This window comes from Mycobacterium heckeshornense (assembly GCF_016592155.1).
GTDB classification, from domain to species: Bacteria; Actinomycetota; Actinomycetes; order Mycobacteriales; family Mycobacteriaceae; genus Mycobacterium; species Mycobacterium heckeshornense.
In genome coordinates this window covers 2,401,790-2,421,193 of the sequence record NZ_AP024237.1, presented here as the reverse complement: position 1 = coordinate 2,421,193, position 19,404 = coordinate 2,401,790, and the positions used below count along the sequence as shown (strand labels likewise).

Annotated in this window: 19 protein-coding genes; 10 read left to right on the top strand and 9 right to left on the bottom strand. The window is 67.3% G+C overall.

Annotated elements, in window-relative coordinates:
* Window positions 1-3: 3 nt before the first annotated feature.
* On the bottom strand, window positions 4-954 hold the full coding sequence (locus MHEC_RS11635; RefSeq protein ID WP_048892484.1) for a M56 family metallopeptidase: 951 nt from the start codon (window positions 952-954) through the stop codon (window positions 4-6).
* Between the two features lie 14 nt (window positions 955-968).
* The gene (locus MHEC_RS11630) at window positions 969-1,385 is read right to left on the bottom strand and encodes a BlaI/MecI/CopY family transcriptional regulator (RefSeq protein ID WP_048892483.1); all 417 of its coding nucleotides are present in this window, start codon (window positions 1,383-1,385) and stop codon (window positions 969-971) included.
* Between the two features lie 177 nt (window positions 1,386-1,562).
* Between MHEC_RS11630 and MHEC_RS11625 the strand changes: the two genes are divergently transcribed.
* Together MHEC_RS11625 and MHEC_RS11620 are read left to right on the top strand one after the other, a co-directional pair.
* Window positions 1,563-2,333 (top strand): iron reductase, encoded by a 771-nt coding sequence (locus tag MHEC_RS11625; RefSeq protein ID WP_048892526.1) that lies wholly within the window; start codon window positions 1,563-1,565, stop codon window positions 2,331-2,333.
* 162 nt (window positions 2,334-2,495) lie between these two features.
* Complete coding sequence (locus MHEC_RS11620; RefSeq protein ID WP_372507366.1) at window positions 2,496-2,921, top strand: PaaI family thioesterase; 426 nt, start codon at window positions 2,496-2,498, stop codon at window positions 2,919-2,921.
* Here the strand turns inward: MHEC_RS11620 and MHEC_RS11615 are convergent.
* The 3 genes from MHEC_RS11615 to MHEC_RS11605 form a co-directional block, all read right to left on the bottom strand.
* Window positions 2,918-4,303, bottom strand: coding sequence for an NAD(P)/FAD-dependent oxidoreductase (locus MHEC_RS11615; RefSeq protein ID WP_048892482.1), 1,386 nt, complete (start codon window positions 4,301-4,303; stop codon window positions 2,918-2,920). The two genes, MHEC_RS11620 and MHEC_RS11615, sit on opposite strands and share 4 nt — an antisense overlap.
* Before the next feature lie 120 nt (window positions 4,304-4,423).
* A complete protein-coding gene (locus MHEC_RS11610) occupies window positions 4,424-5,341 on the bottom strand; it encodes an LLM class F420-dependent oxidoreductase (protein WP_048892481.1) in 918 nt (305 codons plus the stop codon).
* 47 nt (window positions 5,342-5,388) lie between these two features.
* Window positions 5,389-6,066, bottom strand: a complete 678-nt coding sequence (locus tag MHEC_RS11605; RefSeq protein WP_048892524.1) for an SDR family oxidoreductase — start codon at window positions 6,064-6,066, stop codon at window positions 5,389-5,391.
* A 204-nt stretch (window positions 6,067-6,270) separates the two neighbouring features.
* Between MHEC_RS11605 and modA the strand changes: the two genes are divergently transcribed.
* From modA to MHEC_RS11585, 4 genes are all read left to right on the top strand, one after another.
* Complete coding sequence (modA, locus tag MHEC_RS11600; protein WP_048892480.1) at window positions 6,271-7,062, top strand: molybdate ABC transporter substrate-binding protein; 792 nt, start codon at window positions 6,271-6,273, stop codon at window positions 7,060-7,062.
* 62 nt (window positions 7,063-7,124) lie between these two features.
* Window positions 7,125-7,868 (top strand): ABC transporter permease, encoded by a 744-nt coding sequence (locus MHEC_RS11595; protein WP_048892523.1) that lies wholly within the window; start codon window positions 7,125-7,127, stop codon window positions 7,866-7,868.
* Window positions 7,865-8,977 carry a sulfate/molybdate ABC transporter ATP-binding protein gene (locus MHEC_RS11590; RefSeq protein ID WP_048892479.1) on the top strand — a complete coding sequence of 371 codons (1,113 nt, stop codon included), beginning with the start codon at window positions 7,865-7,867 and terminating at the stop codon, window positions 8,975-8,977. The genes MHEC_RS11595 and MHEC_RS11590 overlap by 4 nt, the downstream gene beginning before the upstream one ends.
* Window positions 8,978-9,082: 105 nt before the next feature.
* Window positions 9,083-10,078, top strand: a complete 996-nt coding sequence (locus MHEC_RS11585) for an alanine and proline-rich secreted protein Apa (RefSeq protein WP_048892478.1) — start codon at window positions 9,083-9,085, stop codon at window positions 10,076-10,078.
* Between the two features lie 330 nt (window positions 10,079-10,408).
* Here the strand turns inward: MHEC_RS11585 and MHEC_RS11580 are convergent, their stop codons facing one another.
* Window positions 10,409-11,572 (bottom strand): NDMA-dependent alcohol dehydrogenase, encoded by a 1,164-nt coding sequence (locus MHEC_RS11580; protein WP_048892522.1) that lies wholly within the window; start codon window positions 11,570-11,572, stop codon window positions 10,409-10,411.
* Window positions 11,573-11,810: 238 nt separating this feature from the next.
* On the opposite strand from MHEC_RS11580, the gene MHEC_RS11575 reads away from it, so the two are divergent.
* Window positions 11,811-13,010: an IS110 family RNA-guided transposase gene (locus MHEC_RS11575; protein ID WP_201399507.1), complete on the top strand. Its 1,200-nt coding sequence runs from the start codon at window positions 11,811-11,813 to the stop codon at window positions 13,008-13,010.
* Between the two features lie 69 nt (window positions 13,011-13,079).
* On the opposite strand, the gene MHEC_RS11570 is transcribed toward MHEC_RS11575, so the two are convergent.
* Window positions 13,080-13,868, bottom strand: coding sequence for an SDR family oxidoreductase (locus MHEC_RS11570; protein WP_048891038.1), 789 nt, complete (start codon window positions 13,866-13,868; stop codon window positions 13,080-13,082).
* Between the two features lie 92 nt (window positions 13,869-13,960).
* Window positions 13,961-14,590 carry a TetR/AcrR family transcriptional regulator gene (locus MHEC_RS11565; RefSeq protein ID WP_048891037.1) on the bottom strand — a complete coding sequence of 210 codons (630 nt, stop codon included), beginning with the start codon at window positions 14,588-14,590 and terminating at the stop codon, window positions 13,961-13,963.
* A gap of 39 nt (window positions 14,591-14,629) precedes the next feature.
* Here MHEC_RS11565 and MHEC_RS11560 point away from each other — a divergent pair, with 39 nt between their 5' ends.
* Complete coding sequence (locus MHEC_RS11560) at window positions 14,630-15,769, top strand: ABC transporter substrate-binding protein (RefSeq protein WP_048891036.1); 1,140 nt, start codon at window positions 14,630-14,632, stop codon at window positions 15,767-15,769.
* Here MHEC_RS11560 and MHEC_RS11555 read toward each other — a convergent pair.
* On the bottom strand, window positions 15,746-16,834 hold the full coding sequence (locus MHEC_RS11555; RefSeq protein ID WP_048891035.1) for an NAD(P)H-dependent amine dehydrogenase family protein: 1,089 nt from the start codon (window positions 16,832-16,834) through the stop codon (window positions 15,746-15,748). The genes MHEC_RS11560 and MHEC_RS11555 overlap by 24 nt on opposite strands.
* 111 nt (window positions 16,835-16,945) lie before the next feature.
* On the opposite strand from MHEC_RS11555, the gene MHEC_RS11550 reads away from it, so the two are divergent.
* Together MHEC_RS11550 and MHEC_RS11545 are read left to right on the top strand one after the other, a co-directional pair.
* Window positions 16,946-18,193 carry a cytochrome P450 gene (locus MHEC_RS11550; protein WP_048891034.1) on the top strand — a complete coding sequence of 416 codons (1,248 nt, stop codon included), beginning with the start codon at window positions 16,946-16,948 and terminating at the stop codon, window positions 18,191-18,193.
* A 2-nt stretch (window positions 18,194-18,195) separates the two neighbouring features.
* Window positions 18,196-19,257 carry an NAD(P)H-dependent amine dehydrogenase family protein gene (locus MHEC_RS11545; RefSeq protein WP_048891033.1) on the top strand — a complete coding sequence of 354 codons (1,062 nt, stop codon included), beginning with the start codon at window positions 18,196-18,198 and terminating at the stop codon, window positions 19,255-19,257.
* Window positions 19,258-19,404: the final 147 nt, after the last annotated feature.

The window sequence follows — 19,404 nt, the reverse complement described above, 5'->3', positions numbered from 1 at the left end:
TGCCTAGGAGAAAAACAAGCGCTGCAGCTCGATCAGCCACGGTATGGCAAGCGCGACTGTCGGCACCACCAGCACCGCGGCCGCGGCCGCGTAGACGGCTGCGGCCAGCACGCGACTGTTACCCCGCCCGGACAGCCTGCGCACCCGCACCACCGTGCTGGGACCGCCCGCGGCCAGCGCCGCCGACGGGGTCTGGCCGGACGCGCAGGCCACCAGCGCACGGGCCAGGGGAGTGCGTCCCGCGGTGCGCACCGCCGCGTCGTCGGCGAGCAGCTCGACCAGCAGCTGCACGGCATCGAGTGCCCCTGCGCTGCGCACGAGCCGGGGAAACGCGGCGTGGACCGCGGTGAATCCCTCAAGAACCAGGTCGTGGCGGGCCCGCAGATGTGCGCGTTCGTGGCTGAGGATGGCCGCGACTTCGGCGTCGGTGAGGGCGGCCAGCGTGCCTTCGCTGAGCACCACACGGCTGCGTACGCCGGGCAGACAGTACGCGAGCGGTTGGGCCACCCCAAGGATGCGCAGGTCGCGGGCCCTCGTGCCGACCTGGGCGGACACCCCGTGACCAGCGACGCCGAGCAGGTCGACCAGCATGCGGTGGTGGGCACGCCGGCGACGGGTGTCGATCGCCACCCGCAGCACCGCCACTGCCAGGCGCGCACCGACCAGTATGGTGAGCGCGAACACGCCGACGTACAGCATCCACAACGGCCAGCCGAGCCGCCCGATACCCCCGACGACGCTGGCCGTCGGCCGCCCGTCGGCGCCGGGCATTAACAACCGGCTGGCGATCGCGATACCGGCACTGAACGCCGACAGCACCGCGGCAAGCGCGATCGCTTGCCATAACACGACCGTGGCCCGCGGAGCCCGCAACGGCCAGTCGGCACGCGCCAACAGGGCCGGTACCGGGCCGACCAGCAGCGCCGCGAGAATGGTGAAGGCCAGCGCGGACACGCTGCCAGTGTCCCTCAGTCCTCCGGCCCCGCGCTAGCAGGCGGGGCTTTGCGGTGGCCGGCTTCCAGGTCGTCGAGCGCCCGCCGCAGCGCGTCGGCTTCGTCGGCGCCGACCCGCTCCACGAAATGCACCAACGCCGCCTGCCGGCTGCCCGAGTCGGCCACCTGGTCCAGCGCGTCGACCATGAGCCCGGCCACCAGCTCGTCGCGGCTGTGCACGGGCGCGTACCGATGTGCCCGGTCGTCGCGGATTTGGGAGACCAGGTTCTTCTTGGCCAACCGTTGCAACACCGTCATCACGGTGGTGTAGGCCAAATCGCGATGCGCCGACAACGCTTCGTGGACCTGGCGGACCGTTTGGGGCTCGGGCGCGGACCACAGGTGATCCATCACAGCACGTTCCAGGTCCCCCAGACGCGTGAGCTTGGCCATGGTTCGTTCATCTCCTCAGCGACTGCGAACAGCCTACCCCCGCTTACTACTGACGGTCGTACGGAAGCCGCAACGGTGCCCAGGGCCGGATGACGGCCGTCGGTGTGATTGCCGTCATAGCGTGCCCCCGGCATTATTAGTATGGTTAGCCTAACCTATATTGTGATGGAGGTTGTGGTGTCGGTGCTACGCGAAGACCCGTTAATCGCGGCAATGGCCATCGAGCGGCCGCTGCCCCTGCACGAATCGAGCCGGCGCCTCCGCGAGCTGTATCCCGCCTGCCCGAGGGTCTACGGTGTCGCGGTGCTGGCCGACGTCTGCCGGCGCCGGTGGTGGCCGCTGGCGTCGGCGCTGACCACCGACCGGCTGCGGGTGATGTTCGACAACGCCGCCGCCGACATGGGCCGAAGCGCTGCGGCCCGGCAACTGGCCGACACCCTTGTCCACACGGTGATCGGACGCGTGGTGGCCCTGGTCGTGCTGGAAGGACGGGCGTGGGACCCCGGCTTGGAGAACCTCTGGGTCCACGTCGACGCCGAGGGCGCCATCGACTGGGTCGCGGTCGTCGACCCCACGCTGCGCGGGCTGGCTCACGACGCAGAATTGTGCAAGGTGGTGCGCCTGCCCAGCGAATCGGCCCTGGCCGTCTGGGTAGCACACCGCTGTCATCGCACGCTGGCGCCGTTATTCGCCAAACTGCACGAGGTCAGCACGGCGGCCATCCCGGTGGCGACCATGTGGCAGCTGGTCGGGTCGGCGGTGGTCGCGGCTGCCACTCAGGTGCCGCAGCTGGCGGGCACGTGCGAGCTCACCGGCATGCGGCGGGGTCAGGCAGTGCTCGAGGCGCTGGTCGACTTCGGCCTGCCGGTGCGGGGCCCGTCGGTTCGACGCCGGCGCGGGCAGTCTTCGTCAGGCCTTGCAAAATTAGGACAGCCTTGCCTATGCTGAGGCGTGGATCGAGCGAGGGAATGACCGTGGCAGAGTCCTGAGGGCTGCAGTGACCCCCGGTCAACTCGATCGGCGAGCCCCGCGACACCGGCGCGGGGCTCGCCCGCGTTTACCGACCTCCGGCCGTCGGCATCGGCAGCTCCATGGTGTAGACACGAGGGCGTGCACCCGCTGCCCGACCCGGCGCTGCCGCCGGATTTCACCGCCCCGTTCGACAACGAGATCGGGCTGACATTCACCGAATTGAGTCCCGACGGCGCGCGGGCCCAGCTGGAGATTCAGCCGAAACTGTTGCAGCCCATGGGGATCGTGCACGGCGGCGTCTACTGCTCGATGATCGAGAGCATGGCCAGCGTGTCGGCATGGACCTGGCTTAATGCGCACGGCGGCGGCTCGGTGGTGGGTGTGAACAACAACACCGATTTCCTGCGCGCCATCCGCGCGGGAACCGTGTACGGCATCGCCACCCCGGTGCACCGCGGCCGACTTCAGCAGCTGTGGCTGGTCACCATTACCGACGCCGACGAGCGGACAGTTGCCCGTGGCCAGGTCCGCTTGCAGAACCTCCACGCTGAACCGGGCAGCTAGCTGGCCACCCTGGTCTCACCACGGTGCGCCTCAGCTGCCAGCACCGCCAGCTGCTCGAGGCGGGTGCGGGCGAATGCCTGTTGCTCGGTGATGGTGAGCTGGCCACGGCGGGTGCTCAGGAACGTCACCGTCCACGACAGCAACGTGGTGAGCTTCGACTTGAAGCCGATCAGGTAGGCCAGGTGCAGCACCAGCCAGATCAACCAGGCGATGAACCCGCCGAACTCCAGCGGACCGATTTTCGCCACCGCGGAAAACCGTGCCACGGCCGCCATCGAACCCTTGTCGAAGTACTGGAAGGGCTCACGGGCCGCCGGATCGGCCCCGGCGAGTTCGGCTTTGATGGTGTTAGCCGCATACTTGCCGCCCTGGATCGCTCCCTGGGCCACGCCCGGCACGCCCTCGACGGCAGCCATGTCGCCGACGACGAACACGTTCGGGTGACCCGGGATGGTCAGGTCAGGCAACACCTTCACCCGGCCGGAACGATCAAGCTCGACACCGGACTGCTCAGCAAGATCGCGGCCCAGCGGACTTGCCGAGACCCCGGCCGACCAGACTTTGCAGGCGGATTCGATCCGACGGATTGTGCCGTCGGAGTCCTTGACCGTGATGCCGTTGCGGTCGACGTCGGTGACCATGGCGCCGAGCTGGATTTCAACGCCCATCTTTTCCAACCGCGCGGCGGCCTTCTTGCCCAGCTTCTCGCCCATCGGGGGCAGGACGGCCGGAGCGGCGTCGAGCAAGATCACCCGGGCGGTGGTGGGGTCGATGTGGCGGAACGCGCCTTTCAACGTGTACTCGGCCAATTCGGCGATTTGCCCGGCCATTTCCACACCGGTCGGGCCGGCGCCGATAACGGTGAACGTCAGCAGCTTTTTTCGTCGTTCCGGATCACTGGAGCGTTCGGCCTGCTCGAATGCACTCAGGATCCGGCCGCGCAGTTCCAGGGCATCGTCGATGGATTTCATGCCGGGCGCAAATTCGGCGAAGTGGTCGTTGCCGAAGTAGGACTGCCCCGCCCCGGCCGCGACGATCAGGCTGTCATAGTGCGTGGTGTAGGTGTGGCCGAGCAATTCGGAGACGACGTATTTGCCCGTCAGGTCGATGCGGGTGACGTCGCCGAGCAACACCTGCACGTTGCGCTGCCGGCGCAGCACCACCCGCGTCGGCGGGGCGATCTCACCCTCGGAGATGATGCCGGTCGCAACCTGATACAGCAGCGGCTGAAACAGATGGTGGGTGGTGCGGGCGATCAGCTTGATGTCGACGTCGGCCCTCTTGAGCTTCTTGGCCGCGTTGAGTCCGCCGAATCCCGATCCGATGATGACGACCTGGTGGCGACGACCGGGCGCAGCACTGGCTTCGGTTTGGGCACTCATTGGTTGGGGTTGCTCCTGACGGCGACTGCGGTTCGTTTACACCGTAGTCGGCGCGGGGGGTGGCCGGCCGCATCGAAGCCTGTGTGATCAGCCACATCACGCCGGATGCCGCCGTTTGTGTTACACGGCCACCAGCGGCCGCAGCGCCTCACCGACGGCGGTGACGACGCCCGGGCGGTAGAACGGAACGTTGATGATCACGCCGTCGAGTCCCGCATCGAGCGCCTTCGTTTTGACCTGCTCGGCGATTTGTGCCGGACCACCCGCCACCATGCGCTGACTCATCCGGTCGGGAACGGCGTCGGGTGTGGCGTTCTCGTCAACCAGCACGGTCAGCAGCATGCTGGTCTCCAGCGACGAACGGTCTCGGCCGACTTCGTCGCACCGCGTGGCCAGAGCGTCGAGCTTGCCTGTCAGCTCGTCGAATCCGCCGATGATGTTGAGATGATCGGCGTAGCGGGCGGCGATCGAGAACGTCTTCTTCTCGCCGCTGCCGCCGATCAAAATCGGGATGCGGTCGCGGTAACGCGGCTCGGCCATCGCCTGTTCGGTCGTATACCACTTGCCGGAAAATGTCGGCCGATCGCCTTTGATCATCGGGTCGACGATCTGCAGCGCTTCCTCGAGCCGGTTGAACCGGTCGGTGAAAGTGCCGAACTCGAATCCCAATTGGCGATGTTCAAGCTCGAACCAGCCGGTACCGATGCCCAGGATCGCCCGGCCAGCGCTCACCACATCGAGCGTGGTGATGATTTTGGCGAGTAGCGCAGGGTTGCGGTACGTGTTGCCAGTTACCAAGGCCCCCAATTGAATTTGCTTGGTCGCGGTCGCCAATGCACCCAGCGTGGTATACGCCTCGAGCATCGGCTGGTCAGGCGGACCCAGCACCGGCAGTTGGTAGAAATGGTCCATGACGAAGACGGCGTCGAATCCGGCTGATTCGGCTTCTCGGGCTTGCGCGATGACAGTCGGGAAGAGTTCGGTTACGCCGGTGCCGTAGGAGAAGTTGGGGATCTGTAGTCCGAGTCGAATAGCCACGCTGGTAACCGTAGCGGGCCATACTTACCCCCGCGAATACTGGCCTGTTAGTCGAAATGCGCCATGGCACCGTGGCTGACATGCAGCGTCTGGCCGGTGATATGGCGCGCTGCAGAAGTCGTGAGAAACACTGCCAGCCGGGCGATTTCAGCCGCGACCGGAGGTGGTGTGCGGGTTAATCCCTCGTAACCGGGCTGCGCACCGCGCCCCGAGGCAACCGCGTTGACGGTGATTCCGCGGGTGCCGAACACATTGGCCTGACCGGCGACCCAGTTCGACAATGCCGCTTTGACCGCGGCGTCGGCGCTTCCCGGCTGCGGGTTTTCCGCGACCACCCCGATGATCGAGCCGCCGGAGCGCAGATGATCGCCCACGGTTTGCACGGTCAGCACCGCAGACAGCACGGTCACGTCGAAGGCATGACGCCATGCATGGGCCAGATCGGACAGCGAGTAGGCGCGCGGGTCGCCGGCATCCCAGCGCGGGGCGGGCACGTTGACGATGGTGTCCAGGTGATGCGGGAAGAGCGCGCGAACCTCGGCCAGGCTTGCGGCGTCGGTGTTGTCGCACACGATGGCATCCGCGTCCAGTTCCTTAGCGGCGACTTCGAGATCGTCGCGGCGTGCGCCTGCCAGCGTCACCTTGTGGCCGCCGTCGCGAAACCCTTCCGCAACCGTGCGCCCCAGCTCGGTGTCGCCGCCGGTGACCAGCACCTCCACTGCCATGACCTCCTCGTGTTCCACGCTGAACACCACCCCAGCACCTGGCGGTGTGCGGCCAGTGATGGCGTCTGGAGCTGATGTTACTGGACAGTAGCTAGGGACGGAACTCCGGCTCGCCCGACGCGCGCACCATTTCCGTAACTATTTGGCCGCCACGCTTGCGGCCGCGCTTCCTCGAGCCGCTCCACCTGCCGTTAGGGTGCACCCATGCGGCGGATTTTGGTGCGAGCGGCTTTGGTGTCCCTGCTGCTGGTCGCGGGTCTGACCGGATGCCGCTCGACGGCACCGCCGACCTCGCCCACCCCACCGTCGTCGCCGTCGGCGGCGAAGCCGCTTCTTGTGTTCGCCGCGGCATCGCTGCGACCGGTCTTCGACACCATCGCCGAGCAGTTCAAGACCGAAAATCCGGGTGCCGCAGTCGATATCGATTACGCGGGTTCCTCGGAACTGGCGACTCAGTTGACCCAGGGCGGGACCGCCGACGTCTTCGCCTCCGCCGACACCGTGCAAATGGACAAGGTCGCCAAGGCCGGACTGCTGGCCGGCAAGCCGGTCGATTTTGCCTCCAACACGCTGGTCGTCGTCACCGGCCCGGGCAATCCCAAGCAGGTGCGCGCCTTTGCCGACCTCACCAAGCCGGGGCTGGCCGTAACCGTATGCCAGCAGCCGGTGCCCTGCGGCGCCGCCACCCAGCGCATCGAGAACAACACCGGGGTGCACCTCAACCCGGTCAGCGAGGAACCCAGCGTCACCGATGTGCTCAACAAGGTGACCAGCGGCCAGGCCGACGCCGGGCTGGTTTACCTCACCGACGCGATCAACGCCGGCACGAAGGTGGTAACCGTGAACTTCCCGGAAGCAGCTGCGGCGCGAAACATCTACCCCATCGCGGTGCTGCAGCATTCGCCGCATCCCCAGCTGGCGCGGAAGTTCATCGACACGGTGACCGGTGAGACAGGTCAAAAGGCCCTGCACCAAGCGGGCTTTGCCAAACCCTGACGGTGGGTCTTGACCGGGGTGCCGCTCTGCCGCGTTGGGTGTACCTGCCCGCCGCCGCGGGGATGGCGTTCGTGGTGGTGCCGCTGGTGGCGGTCGCCGTCAAAGTGGACTGGCCACACTTCTGGTCACTGATTACCAGCCCCTCGTCCAAGACGGCACTGCTGTTGAGCATCAAGACCGCGGCCGCCAGCACCGCCCTGTGCATGCTGTTCGGGGTGCCGATGGCTCTTGTGCTGGCCCGCAGTACTGCACCGCTGGTGCGGCTGTTGCGGCCGCTGGTGTTGTTGCCGTTGGTGCTGCCACCCGTGGTCGGAGGTATCGCGTTGCTGTACGCGTTCGGCCGGCTCGGGTTGGTCGGGCGCTACCTGGAGGCCGCCGGTATCCATATCGCGTTCACCACCACCGCCGTGGTGTTGGCGCAAACCTTTGTCTCGTTGCCTTTCCTGGTGATCGCCCTCGAAGGTGCGGCGCGCACCGCGGGCAGCGACTATGAGCTCGTCGCGGCGACGCTGGGGGCCCGGCCCGGCACGGTGTGGTGGCGGGTGACGCTGCCGCTGCTGGTGCCAGGCCTGGTGTCCGGGGCGGTGCTCGCCTTCGCCCGTTCGCTGGGCGAGTTCGGCGCGACGTTGACCTTCGCCGGTTCCCGGCAAGGGGTCACCCGGACGCTGCCGCTGGAGATCTACCTGCAGCGGGTCACCGACGCCGACGCGGCGGTGGCGTTGTCGACCCTGCTGGTCGCGGTGGCCGCGCTGGTGGTGCTGGGGGTCGGCACCCGGCGGCTGGCCGGAGCCGGCGCCGCAACATGAGCGGCTTGCAGCTGCGCGCGGTGGTGGCCGACCGGGACCTGGATGTGGAGTTCTCGGTCGCGCCGGGCGAAGTGCTGGCCGTGCTGGGTCCTAACGGCGCCGGCAAGTCGACTGCGCTGCACGTCATCGCCGGACTGGTGCGGCCGGACGTGGGACTCGTGCGGCTGGGCACGCGAGTGCTCACCGACACCGCGACCGGAGTCGACGTGGCAACACATCAGCGTCGGGTCGGGCTGTTGCTGCAGGATCCATTGCTGTTTCCACACATGAGCGTGGCAGCGAACGTGGCGTTCGGGCTGCGCACCCAGCGCCGGGTATGGCACGGCCTGCGTCGCGGATACAAGGCGTCTGCGCGGTGCTGGCTGCGCGAAGTCGACGCCGAAGAGCTGGCCGGCCGCAGGCCGCGGCAGCTCTCCGGCGGCCAGGCGCAGCGCGTCGCGATCGCACGCGCGCTGGCGGCAGAACCGGATGCGTTGTTGCTCGATGAACCGCTCGCCGGCCTCGACGTCGGCGCGGCTGGCGCGGTCCGCGCGGTACTGCGCAAGGTTGTCAGCCGCGACGCGCGAGCCACCGTGCTGGTAACCCACGACCTGCTGGACGTGTTCACGCTGGCCGACCGGGTGCTAGTGCTCGAGTCCGGCAGGGTGGCCGAGGCCGGCCCGGTGGCTGACGTGTTAACCGCGCCCCGCAGCCGTTTCGGGGCCCGCATCGCGGGAGTCAACTTGGTCAACGGCACGATCGGGCCCGATGGAGCACTGCATGCGCGATCCGGTGCACTCTGGTATGGCGCGGCGGCCGAAAATCTGACCCGTGGGCAAGAGGCGGTGGCGGTGTTTGCGCCCGCGACAGTGGCGGTGTATCGGGAAGCACCGCATGGCAGCCCCCGCAATGCGGTGGAAGTGACTGTGGCAGAACTAGATTCGCGCGGCACATCGCTGCGGGTGCGGGGCGGGGAGCAGCCCGACGGCGCCCCGGGGTTGGCGGCCGATATCACCGTCGACGCCGCCGCGGAGCTGGGGCTGACTCCGGGTCAGCGGGTGTGGTTTGCGGTCAAGGCGCAGGAGGTGACGCTGTATCCGACGCGCCCGGCATCGAAACGCCAGACGTGATTCGCGGGTCGGTGCCGCGCCTCACCCCGTCGCCACCCAACACGAAATCACGCCTCTCAGCAGGACGCACTTGCGTCACGGCTGTAACACGGTAGGTTCTTCGCCATGAAGCAGGGGGATCCGAACCAGACACGCCACCGGGGCGTCGCCGCGGTGCTTGCGATCGCGGCGCTGACCGGTGCCGGCGCCATCACGGTTGCGTTGCCCGCGACCACGGCAAACGCCGATCCGCCGCCCGCTCCGCCGAGCACCAACGCCCCGGCACCCCCGGCGGCCGGCGCCAACACCGCACCGGACAGCGCACCGGGCCCGGCTGGTCCTAATGCCGCGCCCCCGGCAGCCGATCCGGTCGCGGCTCCGCCGGCAACCGATCCCAACGCCGCACCGGCGGCAGACCCCAACGCGCCCGAGGCCGGCCGGGTCAACAACGCCGCCGGTGGCTTCAGCTACGTCATTCCGGCCGGCTGGGTGGAATCGGACGCCACCCACCTCGACTACGGGTCGGCGCTACTCAGCAAGGAGACAGGACAACCGCCCTCACCGGGTCAGCCGCCGCCGGTCGCCAACGACACCCGCATCGTGCTCGGCCGACTGGATCAAAAGCTTTACGCCAGCGCCGAACCCGACAACGCGAAGGCCGCGATCCGGCTGGGCTCGGACATGGGGGAGTTCTTCATGCCGTACCCCGGGACCCGGATCAACCAGGAAAGCACCCCGCTCAGCGGCAACGGTGTATCTGGCAGCGCGTCCTACTACGAGGTGAAGTTCTCGGATACCAGCAAGCCGAACGGCCAAATCTGGACGGGGGTGGTCGGTCCGTCCGCAACCAGCACCCGGCAAGGCGCGCAGCAAAACGCGCAGAATCAGCGGTGGTTCGTGGTGTGGCTCGGCACCGCGAACAATCCCGTAGACAAGACGGCCGCCAAGGCCCTGGCCGAGTCGATTCGCCCGTGGACGCCTCCGCCGGCTCCCGCAGCTCCGCCACCTGCGCCGCCAGCGGCGCCGGCGGCCCCACCGCCCAATGCGCCCGCACAGCCCAATCAGGCACCGGCGGGCGCCCCGGCCGGCGCGCCCGCCCCCGGAGCCTCGGTTTCGACCTAGCGTGGCGCACCGGCGGCGATCGCGACGCGGCCGCGTCGAGTCGGGATCGGTGTCGACGATCACCAGGCCACGATTCTTTCGGCGCATGCCCGAGGCGTGTTCGTTGACGCGACTCGGGCAGGGCCGGGGCGACGGCCAGGTTCGGTCGTTCGTCGAGGGCCAGCACATACCGCCGTTCTCAGGTCTATCTCGGGGTCGCCGAACGAGATCAAGGGCTGCTGAGAAAGTGTTGGTCTCCGGCGCGAAGTCCGAGACCGGTGGCGCGCCGGTGATCTGGGGATCTCAATCAGCCGGCGAGGATGGCCGTGCTCGACGCCAGTGACCTCGCCGTCACCCGAATGCGATTACGCCCCGGATGTTCCTCCCGGCGCGCAGATCTCGCATCGCCTCGTTGATGTCATCGAGCTTGTACTTCTGGGTGATCAGCTCGTCGAGTTTCAGTGTGCCTGCCTCATACATCGACAGCAGCCTGGGCATGGCCTCGCGGGGATTCATCTCCCCGTAGAGCACGCCCTTCAGCGTCTTACACGACGACACCATGTCGGGCAGGATCAGCGGCACCATCATGTCGCTGATCTTCGCCATGCCGGTCAGCACGCACGTGCCGCCCTTGCGCAGCAACATCATCGCGGTCAGGATCAGGTCGGGCGGTACGACGCCGGGGGCCAGGATCACCCGGTCCGCCATCACCCCCCAGGTGATCTCCTTGACGAGTTCCAGCGCAGCACCCGCGTCGGCGACGGTGTGGGTGGCGCCGAAGCCCGGCGCGGTCTGCCGCTTGAACTCGTTCGGATCGACCGCGACGATGTGCTTGGCGCCCGCGATCCTGGCCCCCTGCACGGCGTTCATCCCGATGCCGCCGACACCCACCACCACCACGGTGTCGCCCGGCTGGGTGCCCGCGGCCACCGACCCCGAACCGAATCCCGTTGTCACCCCGCATGACACGAGCGATGCCGCCTCCAGCGGTATCCAGTCGTTCACCTTGACCAACGACCTCTCGGAGGCCACGACGTATTCGGAGAACGTGCCCACCTGCATCATCGCCATGAGGTCCTCGTCGCCGAGGTGGCGGCGCCTGGTCCCGTCGGTGGTCATCGCCTTGTCGTAGATGTTCGCGCCGACGTCGCAGAGATAGGTGTATCCGGTGGCGCACCAGCGGCACGTCCCGCAGGCGGGAAAGAACGAGATGGCCACATGGTCACCGGGCGCGAGGGAGCGCACCTGCGGGCCGACTTCTTCGACGATGCCGGAACCCTCGTGCCCGCCGAGCATGGGAAACCACTCGGGCACCGGAATGCCGGATGCCCGCATCGCCTCCTCCATCTCCGGGCTCGGCACGCTGTCGCCCGTGTAGAAGTGCTCGTCGGAGTGGCAGATGCCGGCGTAGGCCATCTTCACCAGCACCTCACCGGCGTGTGGCGGATCCAGCTCGATCTCGGTGACCTCCCAGTCCACGCCGACGCCACGCAACACGGCTGCCTTGGATTTCATCGGGTCCTTACCTTTCTTGCAGGGTGGTCGTTGCCGTTGGCCGTAGGCTTCGAATTGCCCAGGGGCGTCGGGTATGGCTTTCATGGGTTTGCCGTCGGTGATGGCCGAAGGAGATTGGCCGCCCGACGTCCCGCGACGACTCGACCGCTAATTGAGAGATGCGATTCGATCGCTGTGTAAGGACACGTCGGCGTGGTCGTCTGCTGGGTCGATTGTTACGGCGATTACGGAGGTGGTTGTGGGGCAGCAGTTGTGGGCTGGTGTCGACGCCGGTAAATCTGATCACTACTGTGTGGTCATCGACGCCGAAGGGCAGCGGCTGCTGGCGCAGCGGGTCGCTAACGACGAAACTGCGCTGCTGGAGTTGATCAGCACGGTCAGCACTGTGGTTGATGGCGCTGAGATCACCTGGGCGATCGATCTCAACGGTGGTGGCGCTGCGGTGTTGATTGCTCTGCTGGTCGGGGCCGGGCAGCGGCTGCTGTATATCCCCGGGCGCACCGTCTATCACGCCTCGGGCGGCTACCGCGGCGATGGCAAGACCGACGCCAAAGACGCCGCGATCATTGCCGATCAGGCCCGGATGCGCCGCGACCTGCAGCCGTTGCGACCCGGCGACGAGATCGCGGTGGAACTGCGCATCCTCACCAGCCGGCGCGCTGATTTGGTGGCCGATCGCACCCGGGCGATCAACCGGCTGCGGGCCCAGCTGCTGGAATACTTCCCCGCCCTGGAACGCGCCTTTGACTACAGCACCAGCAAGGCCGCGTTGATTTTGCTTACCGGCTATCAAACGCCTGACGGGCTGCGCCGCGCCGGTGCTGCTGAGCTGGCCGCCTGGTTGCGAAAACGTAAGGCCCGCAATGCCGATGCTGTCGCGTCCAAAGCCCTTGCGGCCGCTAACGCCCAGCACACCATCGTGCCCGGACAACACCTGGCTGCCACCGTGGTGGCTCGCCTGGCTAAGGAGGTGATGGCCCTCGACATCGAAATCGACGACACCGAGACGATGATCGAGGAGCGATTTCGCCGCCACCGCCACGCTGAAATCATCTTGAGCATGCCCGGCTTCGGTGTCGTGCTCGGCGCCGAGTTCCTCGCCGCCACCGGCGGCGACATATGCGGCTTCGACTCCGTCGACCGCCTCGCCGGCGTGTCCGGACTGGCCCCGGTACCCCGCGACTCCGGGCGCATCAGCGGCAACCTCAAACGCCCCCGCCGCTACCACCGCCGCCTGCTGCGCGCCTGCTACCTGTCCGCCCAAATCGCCATCCGCACCGACGCCGCCTCGCGCACCAACTACGACCGCAAAAGATCCGAAGGCAAAACCCACACCCAAGCCGTCCTCGCTTTGGCGCGCCGCCGCCTCAACGTGGTATGGGCCATGCTCCGCGACGGCACGGCATACCAGCCCGCACCTACCGCCGCGGCGGCTTGACAACTTCATTGAGAATCTCCTTCTCGGGCACACGGTTCGGGCGAACTCGCGTGGCGCTCACCTGGTCGGTCACCACTGGCGGAGTTCCTTGACCGCATCGGTGGGCCGCGGCGCGAGCGTGAGGTAGGGAATGAAACTGCTGCTGCCGCAGGTGAGTATCGAGTGCACGACGCCGACGAGATGATCAGCGTCGACCAGCCCGCCCTGCATGTAACCGTGGTCCATCCAGTACCTGATCGCGTTGTCCAGCGTCTCCGGATCCCAACTCTTGTTGAACTCGGTCTGCGAGTCGCCCGGACCCCCGAAACTGTCGCCCACCGCGAGCCTGGTGAACGCGATGTTCGGATGCTCGATGCGCCAGGCCTCGGTGAGCTTGTCCAGCGCCGCCTTGCTGACCGCGTAAGCACCGAGCAGCGGCCACGGCGTGGTGTACGACGCGCTCAGCGAGGACAGGTACACCGCGGAGCCTCCCGTAGCCGCCAGGTGCGGTGCGGCCGCCGCGGTGACCAGCGACGCGCCGGTGACGTTGGTCGCAAACAGCTGGGCCCACTGCTCACTGGTGACGTCGGCGAGCGGCGCGAGCACCCCCATCCCGGTGGTGTAGACCAAAGCGTCCAGGCCGCCGAACTCATCGACCACTCGACCGATCGCGCGTCGGCAGGTGATCGCGTCGGTGACGTCGCAGGTGACGGCCACCGCGCCGTTCTGCGCTTCCTCGGCCGCCTTGACCAGGCGGTCCTGGCGTCGCGCAAGAAATGCCACCCGGGCACCGCGCCTGGCCAGCCCGATGCCGATGCAACGCCCGAGTCCGGCCGACGCTCCGACGACGGCGATTCGCGTGGCGGGCTCGTCAGACATGGCTCTCCCTTGCTCGACGTGAGATTAGCAGACTGTGAGAGTACTCATATGCAGCATTTGTAAATGACAATTCTGCATGGGATCGCCCCGGCTTACCGAAGCGCTTTTCGCGGCGCGGCGGCGAAACTGAGCAACAATCGGTCGAGAACCTGGGCCGCGCGCTGCCGGGCGCGAGCCGGGTCGGAAGCGTGCGCGACGAGCAGCGCGCCCTCCTCGAGCGCGGCGACGACCATATGGGTCAGTTCACCCACCGGCTGGTCGTCGATGACGCCCTCCGCGATGGCTTCCCGGACCATCTGGTTGATCAGCTCGATGCTGTTGCCCTCCTCGATTTCGCGCAGCGTCTGCCAGCCCAACACCACCGGTCCGTCGAGCAGCATGACGCGCTGCACCTCGGGTTCGAGCGCCGACTCAAGGAAGCCGTGCAGGCCCGCCGACAGTCGCGCCCAGGCATCGGCGCCCGGCGGGGGAGAGGCCAAGGAGCGCAACGTCAAGTCGCGCTCGACTTCCTCGAACACCGCTCGGAACAGCTCGGACTTGTCCTTGAAGTGGTGATAGAAGGCGCCGCGGGTGCCGACGCCGGAGGCTGTCACCAGCTCGCCGATGCTGGTGTTGAAATAGCCCTTCGCGACGAACAGCGAGCGCCCGGCGTCGACCAAATTCCGCCGGGTCCGTTCGCCACGGGCCCGCCGCTCAATGTCGCTGCCGCCACGCTTGGCCATGTCCGCATCGTAACAACATGCATCCTGTATGTTGCGGTCATGGCTGACGACAAGCTCCGCGCATACGGCTCGGTGGCACCGATGAAAGTGGGTCTGCTCAACGACTATTCGACGCAGGCGCGCACCGACGACGATACGCGCGACACCCTGCGGCTGGTCTTCGACGAAGCGGTGGCCGCCGGGCTGGTCGACCGACCGATAGAGGTGGTGGAGCGCCACGTGATCGGCCTGCCGAACGGCACCTACCAGGCGGTCGAGAACGCCTACGACGAGCTGGTCGCCGAGGGCTGTCTGGTGATCTACGGCCCGTACGTTTCCGACAACGCGGTGCCGCTGGCGGCGCATGCCGACCGGGTCGGCAAAGTGCCCAACATCATCCTGTCGGGCTCCGAGGGCGCGCTGGGCGAGTGGACGTTCGCACTCAACAACGGCTCGATGGCCGAGGAGCCGGTGATGTTGGCTGCGGTGATGATCGGGGACGGTCGGTCTCGGATTGCCATCGCCCACGAGGCCTCGCTGATCGGCAAGGAGTACCTGGCGTTCGCCGAAAAGGCCTATGCCGCAGCCGGATTACGAGTTGTCATCACCGTGGCCATTCCGCAGGTGGAAGCCGACAAGGCCGCGGCGGTCGCCGAACTGCGCGCCGCCGAACCCGACGCGCTGGTGCACGTCGGGTTCGGTCACGGGCTATGGGGCTTCACCGACGCGCTGCTGGCCGCTTGCTGGGATCCACCGCGATACACCACAACCGCCTTCGAGATGGCGCACATCAACGCCGAATGGATGCGCCAGTTGCGCGGCTGGATCGGTCTGGACAGCTACGACGAGCGGAACCGGGTCGGTCAGGCTTTCCTGGACCGATTCGAGGCCCGCTACGGGCGAAGACCCGCGCACTCGATGCCGGGGCTCACCCATGACGTGGCGACAGTAATCGCGCGAGGGCTGGCGGCGGCCCGCCCGCTGACCGGAGAAGGCGTCAAGCACGGCATCGAACAGGTCAAGCTGGTGCCGTCGGCCAGCGGGGCACCCGGAACGTGTCTGCGCTTCGGCCGCTACATCCGACAGGGCTGGATGGGCTCGGACTACCTGGTGGCCCGTCGCGTGCTGCCGGATGGCTCCGGGCACGTATTTCACGCGGCGCCAAGCCATCACATCTCAGCGGCGGTCGGCGTCGGCTAGCTGGATCGCCCCGAACACCGGGGCGGTGACGATGCCCGGCGGCGCCGCCAGCACCGCGGGTATTGCCCGCACAGCGCTCATCGCGATCATCAGATGACCGGGCTGGGCGTGCTTGCCCGTCGGCGGTTGGCCGTCCCAGCCGACGTCGAGTTGCAACTCGAAACTCGGCATGCCTTTGATCACCGCGCGAATTAACGGCGTCTTCTCGCCGGGCGCCGGCGGTTTGAGTCCCCACTGCGGAAGATCGCGGGTCAGCACCCACTCCTCGTGGATTGCGAGCAGGGGCCGGTCCGACCAGTGGCCCACCCAGGAGAACCGCTGCCCCACAACGGTTCCCGCCTCGATCGTGCCGGCGAGCACTTCGAGGTCGTAGGGCAGGGTGGTGGCGTCCACCGACACGTCCACGCCGGACAGCGTGATACCCAGGACGTCCGCGGTGGCGTTGAGCGCCTGCCGGTACGCCATGTCGAGTTTTTTGAAGATCGGCGAGTCGACGCTCACCTGCTCGGGCGGCCGGCCCATGCCCATGAGGTCCACCAGCATCGGCCTGCTGTCGACCGCCGACACGTCGGTGGCCTCGTACAGGTCGATCCGGTCGATCGTCTTGCTCAGCCCGGTCAGCGTCGCGACGAGCCGCTCGAGCATGAACCCGGGGTTCTCCCCGGCGGCGTGGAAGCGCGACCCGCCGGTCCGGCACGCCTCGATGAACGCGGTGTGGGTGTCGGTGCCGTATGTCGGCAGGTGGTTGTATGACGTCGTGGTGATGACGTTGATGCCCGCCGCGAGCAGTCGGCAGATGTCCTCGGCATTGGTTTCGACGGCATCGGCCTTGCTGGCGGCGTGCACGACGACGTCCGGGCGCAGCGCGAGGATCTCGTCTTTGTCCGTGGTGGCCCGCACGCCGGTGGTCGGCGGCAGGCCGCACAGCGCCCCGGCATCCTGGCCCGCCTTAGCCGGGTCGTACACCAGTACGCCGACCAGTTGAAAATTCGGGTTCTCAATCAGTTCCTGCAGCGCGGCGCGCCCCACAGCGCCCGTCGCCCACTGCGCGACGCGAATGGCCAATCGAATGCTCCTGCGGCGGTTCCGCGGTTGCCCTTTCCGGGATCCGCTTCAACCTACATCATGTAGGTTAGCGATCGCCGAGAATTTTCGAGCGACCAGTGGAGGCGTCTCATGCCAAAAAGCACCGGATCCACGGCCGTGGGCGACGTTGACCAGCGCATCCGCGAAGCCCAGGAGAAGTTCAACGAGGGCATGGGCGCGCGGGGCGACGCGTCGCCGTATCCGCTGCTGCGCGAGCTGCGTGCGCAGGCGGCGGTGCATCCCGGGTGGCCGGAAATGGGCGTGCCCGAGGTTGCCGGCGACGGCCGAAAGACCTACACGGCCTACTCGTTCGACGCCGTCAAGGCGGTGTTCACCGACAACGTCACCTTCAGCACCCGCTGCTACGAGGACGTGGTGCGGCCGCTGCAGGGCCCGACGATTTTGGAGATGCAGGAGCCGGAGCACGCGGTGTACCGGCGGCTGCACGAGTTTGCCTTCGCCCGCTCGTCGATGAAGCGCTGGGACGCCGAGCTGGTCGGGCCGTTGGTCGCGCGCACGATCGCGCGGATCCGCGAGGCCAAGCGCGCCGACCTCGTTGACGCGGTGTTCATGCCGATCCCCGTGCGGGTGATCGCGGCGCTGCTCGGCCTGCCGGAATCCGAGATTGGCGAGTTCCACCGGCTGGCAATCGATCTGCTGGGCTTCCGGGGCGACATGGAACGGGCGATGCAGGCCTCGGCCGAGTTGAAGGAGTACTTCGTCGGCGTGCTTGCGGACCGGCGCAAGGCGCCAAAGGACGATATGGTGACGATCCTGTCGCAGGCGGAGATCGACGGAGTCCGGATGTCCGACGAGCAGATCTACGGTTTCATGCGCAACCTGCTGCCCGCAGGCGCTGAGACCACCTCGCGCTCGACGGCGAGCCTGGCGATGGCACTGCTCACGCATCTGGATCAGCTCGACGCGGTACGGGAGGACCGCAGTCTGCTGCCGCAGGCGATCGAGGAGGGCATCAGGTGGGAGACCCCGCTGCTGAACTTCATGCGCGAGGTCACCTGCGACACCGAGTTGGCCGGCGTCGCGCTGCCCAAAGGGGCCACGATGATGGTCAATCTTGGCAGTGCCAATCACGACGAGACCCGATGGGACGATCCCGAACGGTTCGACATCTTCCGGGAGCGCAAGCCGCACATTGGATTCGGCCACGGCGCCCATGTGTGCCTGGGCATGCACTTGGCCCGGTTGGAGAGCACGAAGATCTTCAACGCGCTCTTCGATGAACTGCCGGGCCTGCGGCTCGATCCCGATGCGCCGCCGCCGCACATCTCCGGCACACTGTTCCGCTCGCCGCCCCGGCTCGACGTGGTCTGGGACTGAGCATGACCCGGGTGATCCAGTGGGCGACCGGCGTCACGGGCATGATGTCGCTTCGTCACGTGCTGAGCAGACCAGACCTGGAGCTCGTCGGCGTGCGCGTCTACGACCGCGCGAAGGCGGGCATCGACGCGGGAACCCTCTGCGGCACAGGAGAAGTGGGTATCTGCGCGACGGCTGACCGCGACGAGATCATCGGCACAGAAGCAGACATCGTACTGTACATGGGCAAAGTCGAGACCGACATCGCGGGCTGCTTCGCCGACGTGTGTGATCTGCTCGCGTCGGGCAAGAACGTCATCGCCACCGGCAGTCGGTTCATCCACCCACGCTCGCTGCATGCGTCATTGGCCGACGGAATCGACAACGCCTGCCGCGCAGGCGGATCGTCCTTTCTGGGGCTGGGCCTGTACCCCGGCTTCTTTGGCGAGTCGCTGACGCCGATCCTGTCGCGGCTGACCGGCCGGCTGGGCCGGGTCAGCGTCCGCGAAGTGCTCAACTACTCGAGCTACGCCAGCCACGACTTGATCTTCAATGCCATGGGTTTCGGTCACACACCCGACGACACCACGCCGCTGCTGGCGAACCCCGAGTATGCGGCGAGCGCCTGGATCGGCAGCGCGACCGTGCTCGCGCAGTCACTGGGTCTGACGATCCGGTCCGTGCGGGGCTTCCGTCACGTCGTGACGACGCCCCGCGCGCTAACGGTCGCCGCCGGCGAGATACCCGCGGGCACCGTCGGCGCGATGCGGTTCGGCGTGGAGGTCGACTGCGGCGACACCACGCTGTCGGTGGAACATCTCACGCGTATGGCCGACGATCTCGCGCCGGACTGGCCGAAAAAGATCGGATACGAGGCCACCTTCGACGGTGAGCCGAGCATGCAACTTCACCTCGTGATCGGTTCGCACGGCGCAGATCACGCCGAACAAGGTTGTCTGGCAACGGCGATGCACGCTATCAACGCGATCCCGGCGGTGATCGGCGCGGCACCGGGCCTCTACGACCTGTCGACGATCGCGCCGTTTGTCGCGCACTGGACCACTTGCGGGGCGCCGCACTCCTAGCATTAGACGCGCCGCGCATTGGGTGCCGACGGCGCCGGTGGCCCACTGGATCACGCGCAATGGGCGGGTGCTTGTCGCCAAAGCTCGACTCCCTCACGAACTTGGTGGGAGTTTCAATGTATCGGGGGGATAACCTAAGCTCTCGTA

Coding starts and splice junctions, on each gene's coding strand:
- MHEC_RS11630 (WP_048892483.1), bottom strand. CDS start 1,385: ATGGCCAAGCTCACGCGTCTGGGGGACCTGGAACGTGCTGTGATGGAT.
- MHEC_RS11615 (WP_048892482.1), bottom strand. CDS start 4,303: ATGAGTGCCCAAACCGAAGCCAGTGCTGCGCCCGGTCGTCGCCACCAG.
- MHEC_RS11605 (WP_048892524.1), bottom strand. CDS start 6,066: ATGGCAGTGGAGGTGCTGGTCACCGGCGGCGACACCGAGCTGGGGCGC.
- modA (WP_048892480.1), top strand. CDS start 6,271: ATGCGGCGGATTTTGGTGCGAGCGGCTTTGGTGTCCCTGCTGCTGGTC.
- MHEC_RS11595 (WP_048892523.1), top strand. CDS start 7,125: ATGGCGTTCGTGGTGGTGCCGCTGGTGGCGGTCGCCGTCAAAGTGGAC.
- MHEC_RS11590 (WP_048892479.1), top strand. CDS start 7,865: ATGAGCGGCTTGCAGCTGCGCGCGGTGGTGGCCGACCGGGACCTGGAT.
- MHEC_RS11585 (WP_048892478.1), top strand. CDS start 9,083: ATGAAGCAGGGGGATCCGAACCAGACACGCCACCGGGGCGTCGCCGCG.
- MHEC_RS11580 (WP_048892522.1), bottom strand. CDS start 11,572: ATGAAATCCAAGGCAGCCGTGTTGCGTGGCGTCGGCGTGGACTGGGAG.
- MHEC_RS11570 (WP_048891038.1), bottom strand. CDS start 13,868: ATGTCTGACGAGCCCGCCACGCGAATCGCCGTCGTCGGAGCGTCGGCC.
- MHEC_RS11565 (WP_048891037.1), bottom strand. CDS start 14,590: ATGGCCAAGCGTGGCGGCAGCGACATTGAGCGGCGGGCCCGTGGCGAA.
- MHEC_RS11560 (WP_048891036.1), top strand. CDS start 14,630: ATGGCTGACGACAAGCTCCGCGCATACGGCTCGGTGGCACCGATGAAA.
- MHEC_RS11550 (WP_048891034.1), top strand. CDS start 16,946: ATGCCAAAAAGCACCGGATCCACGGCCGTGGGCGACGTTGACCAGCGC.
- MHEC_RS11545 (WP_048891033.1), top strand. CDS start 18,196: ATGACCCGGGTGATCCAGTGGGCGACCGGCGTCACGGGCATGATGTCG.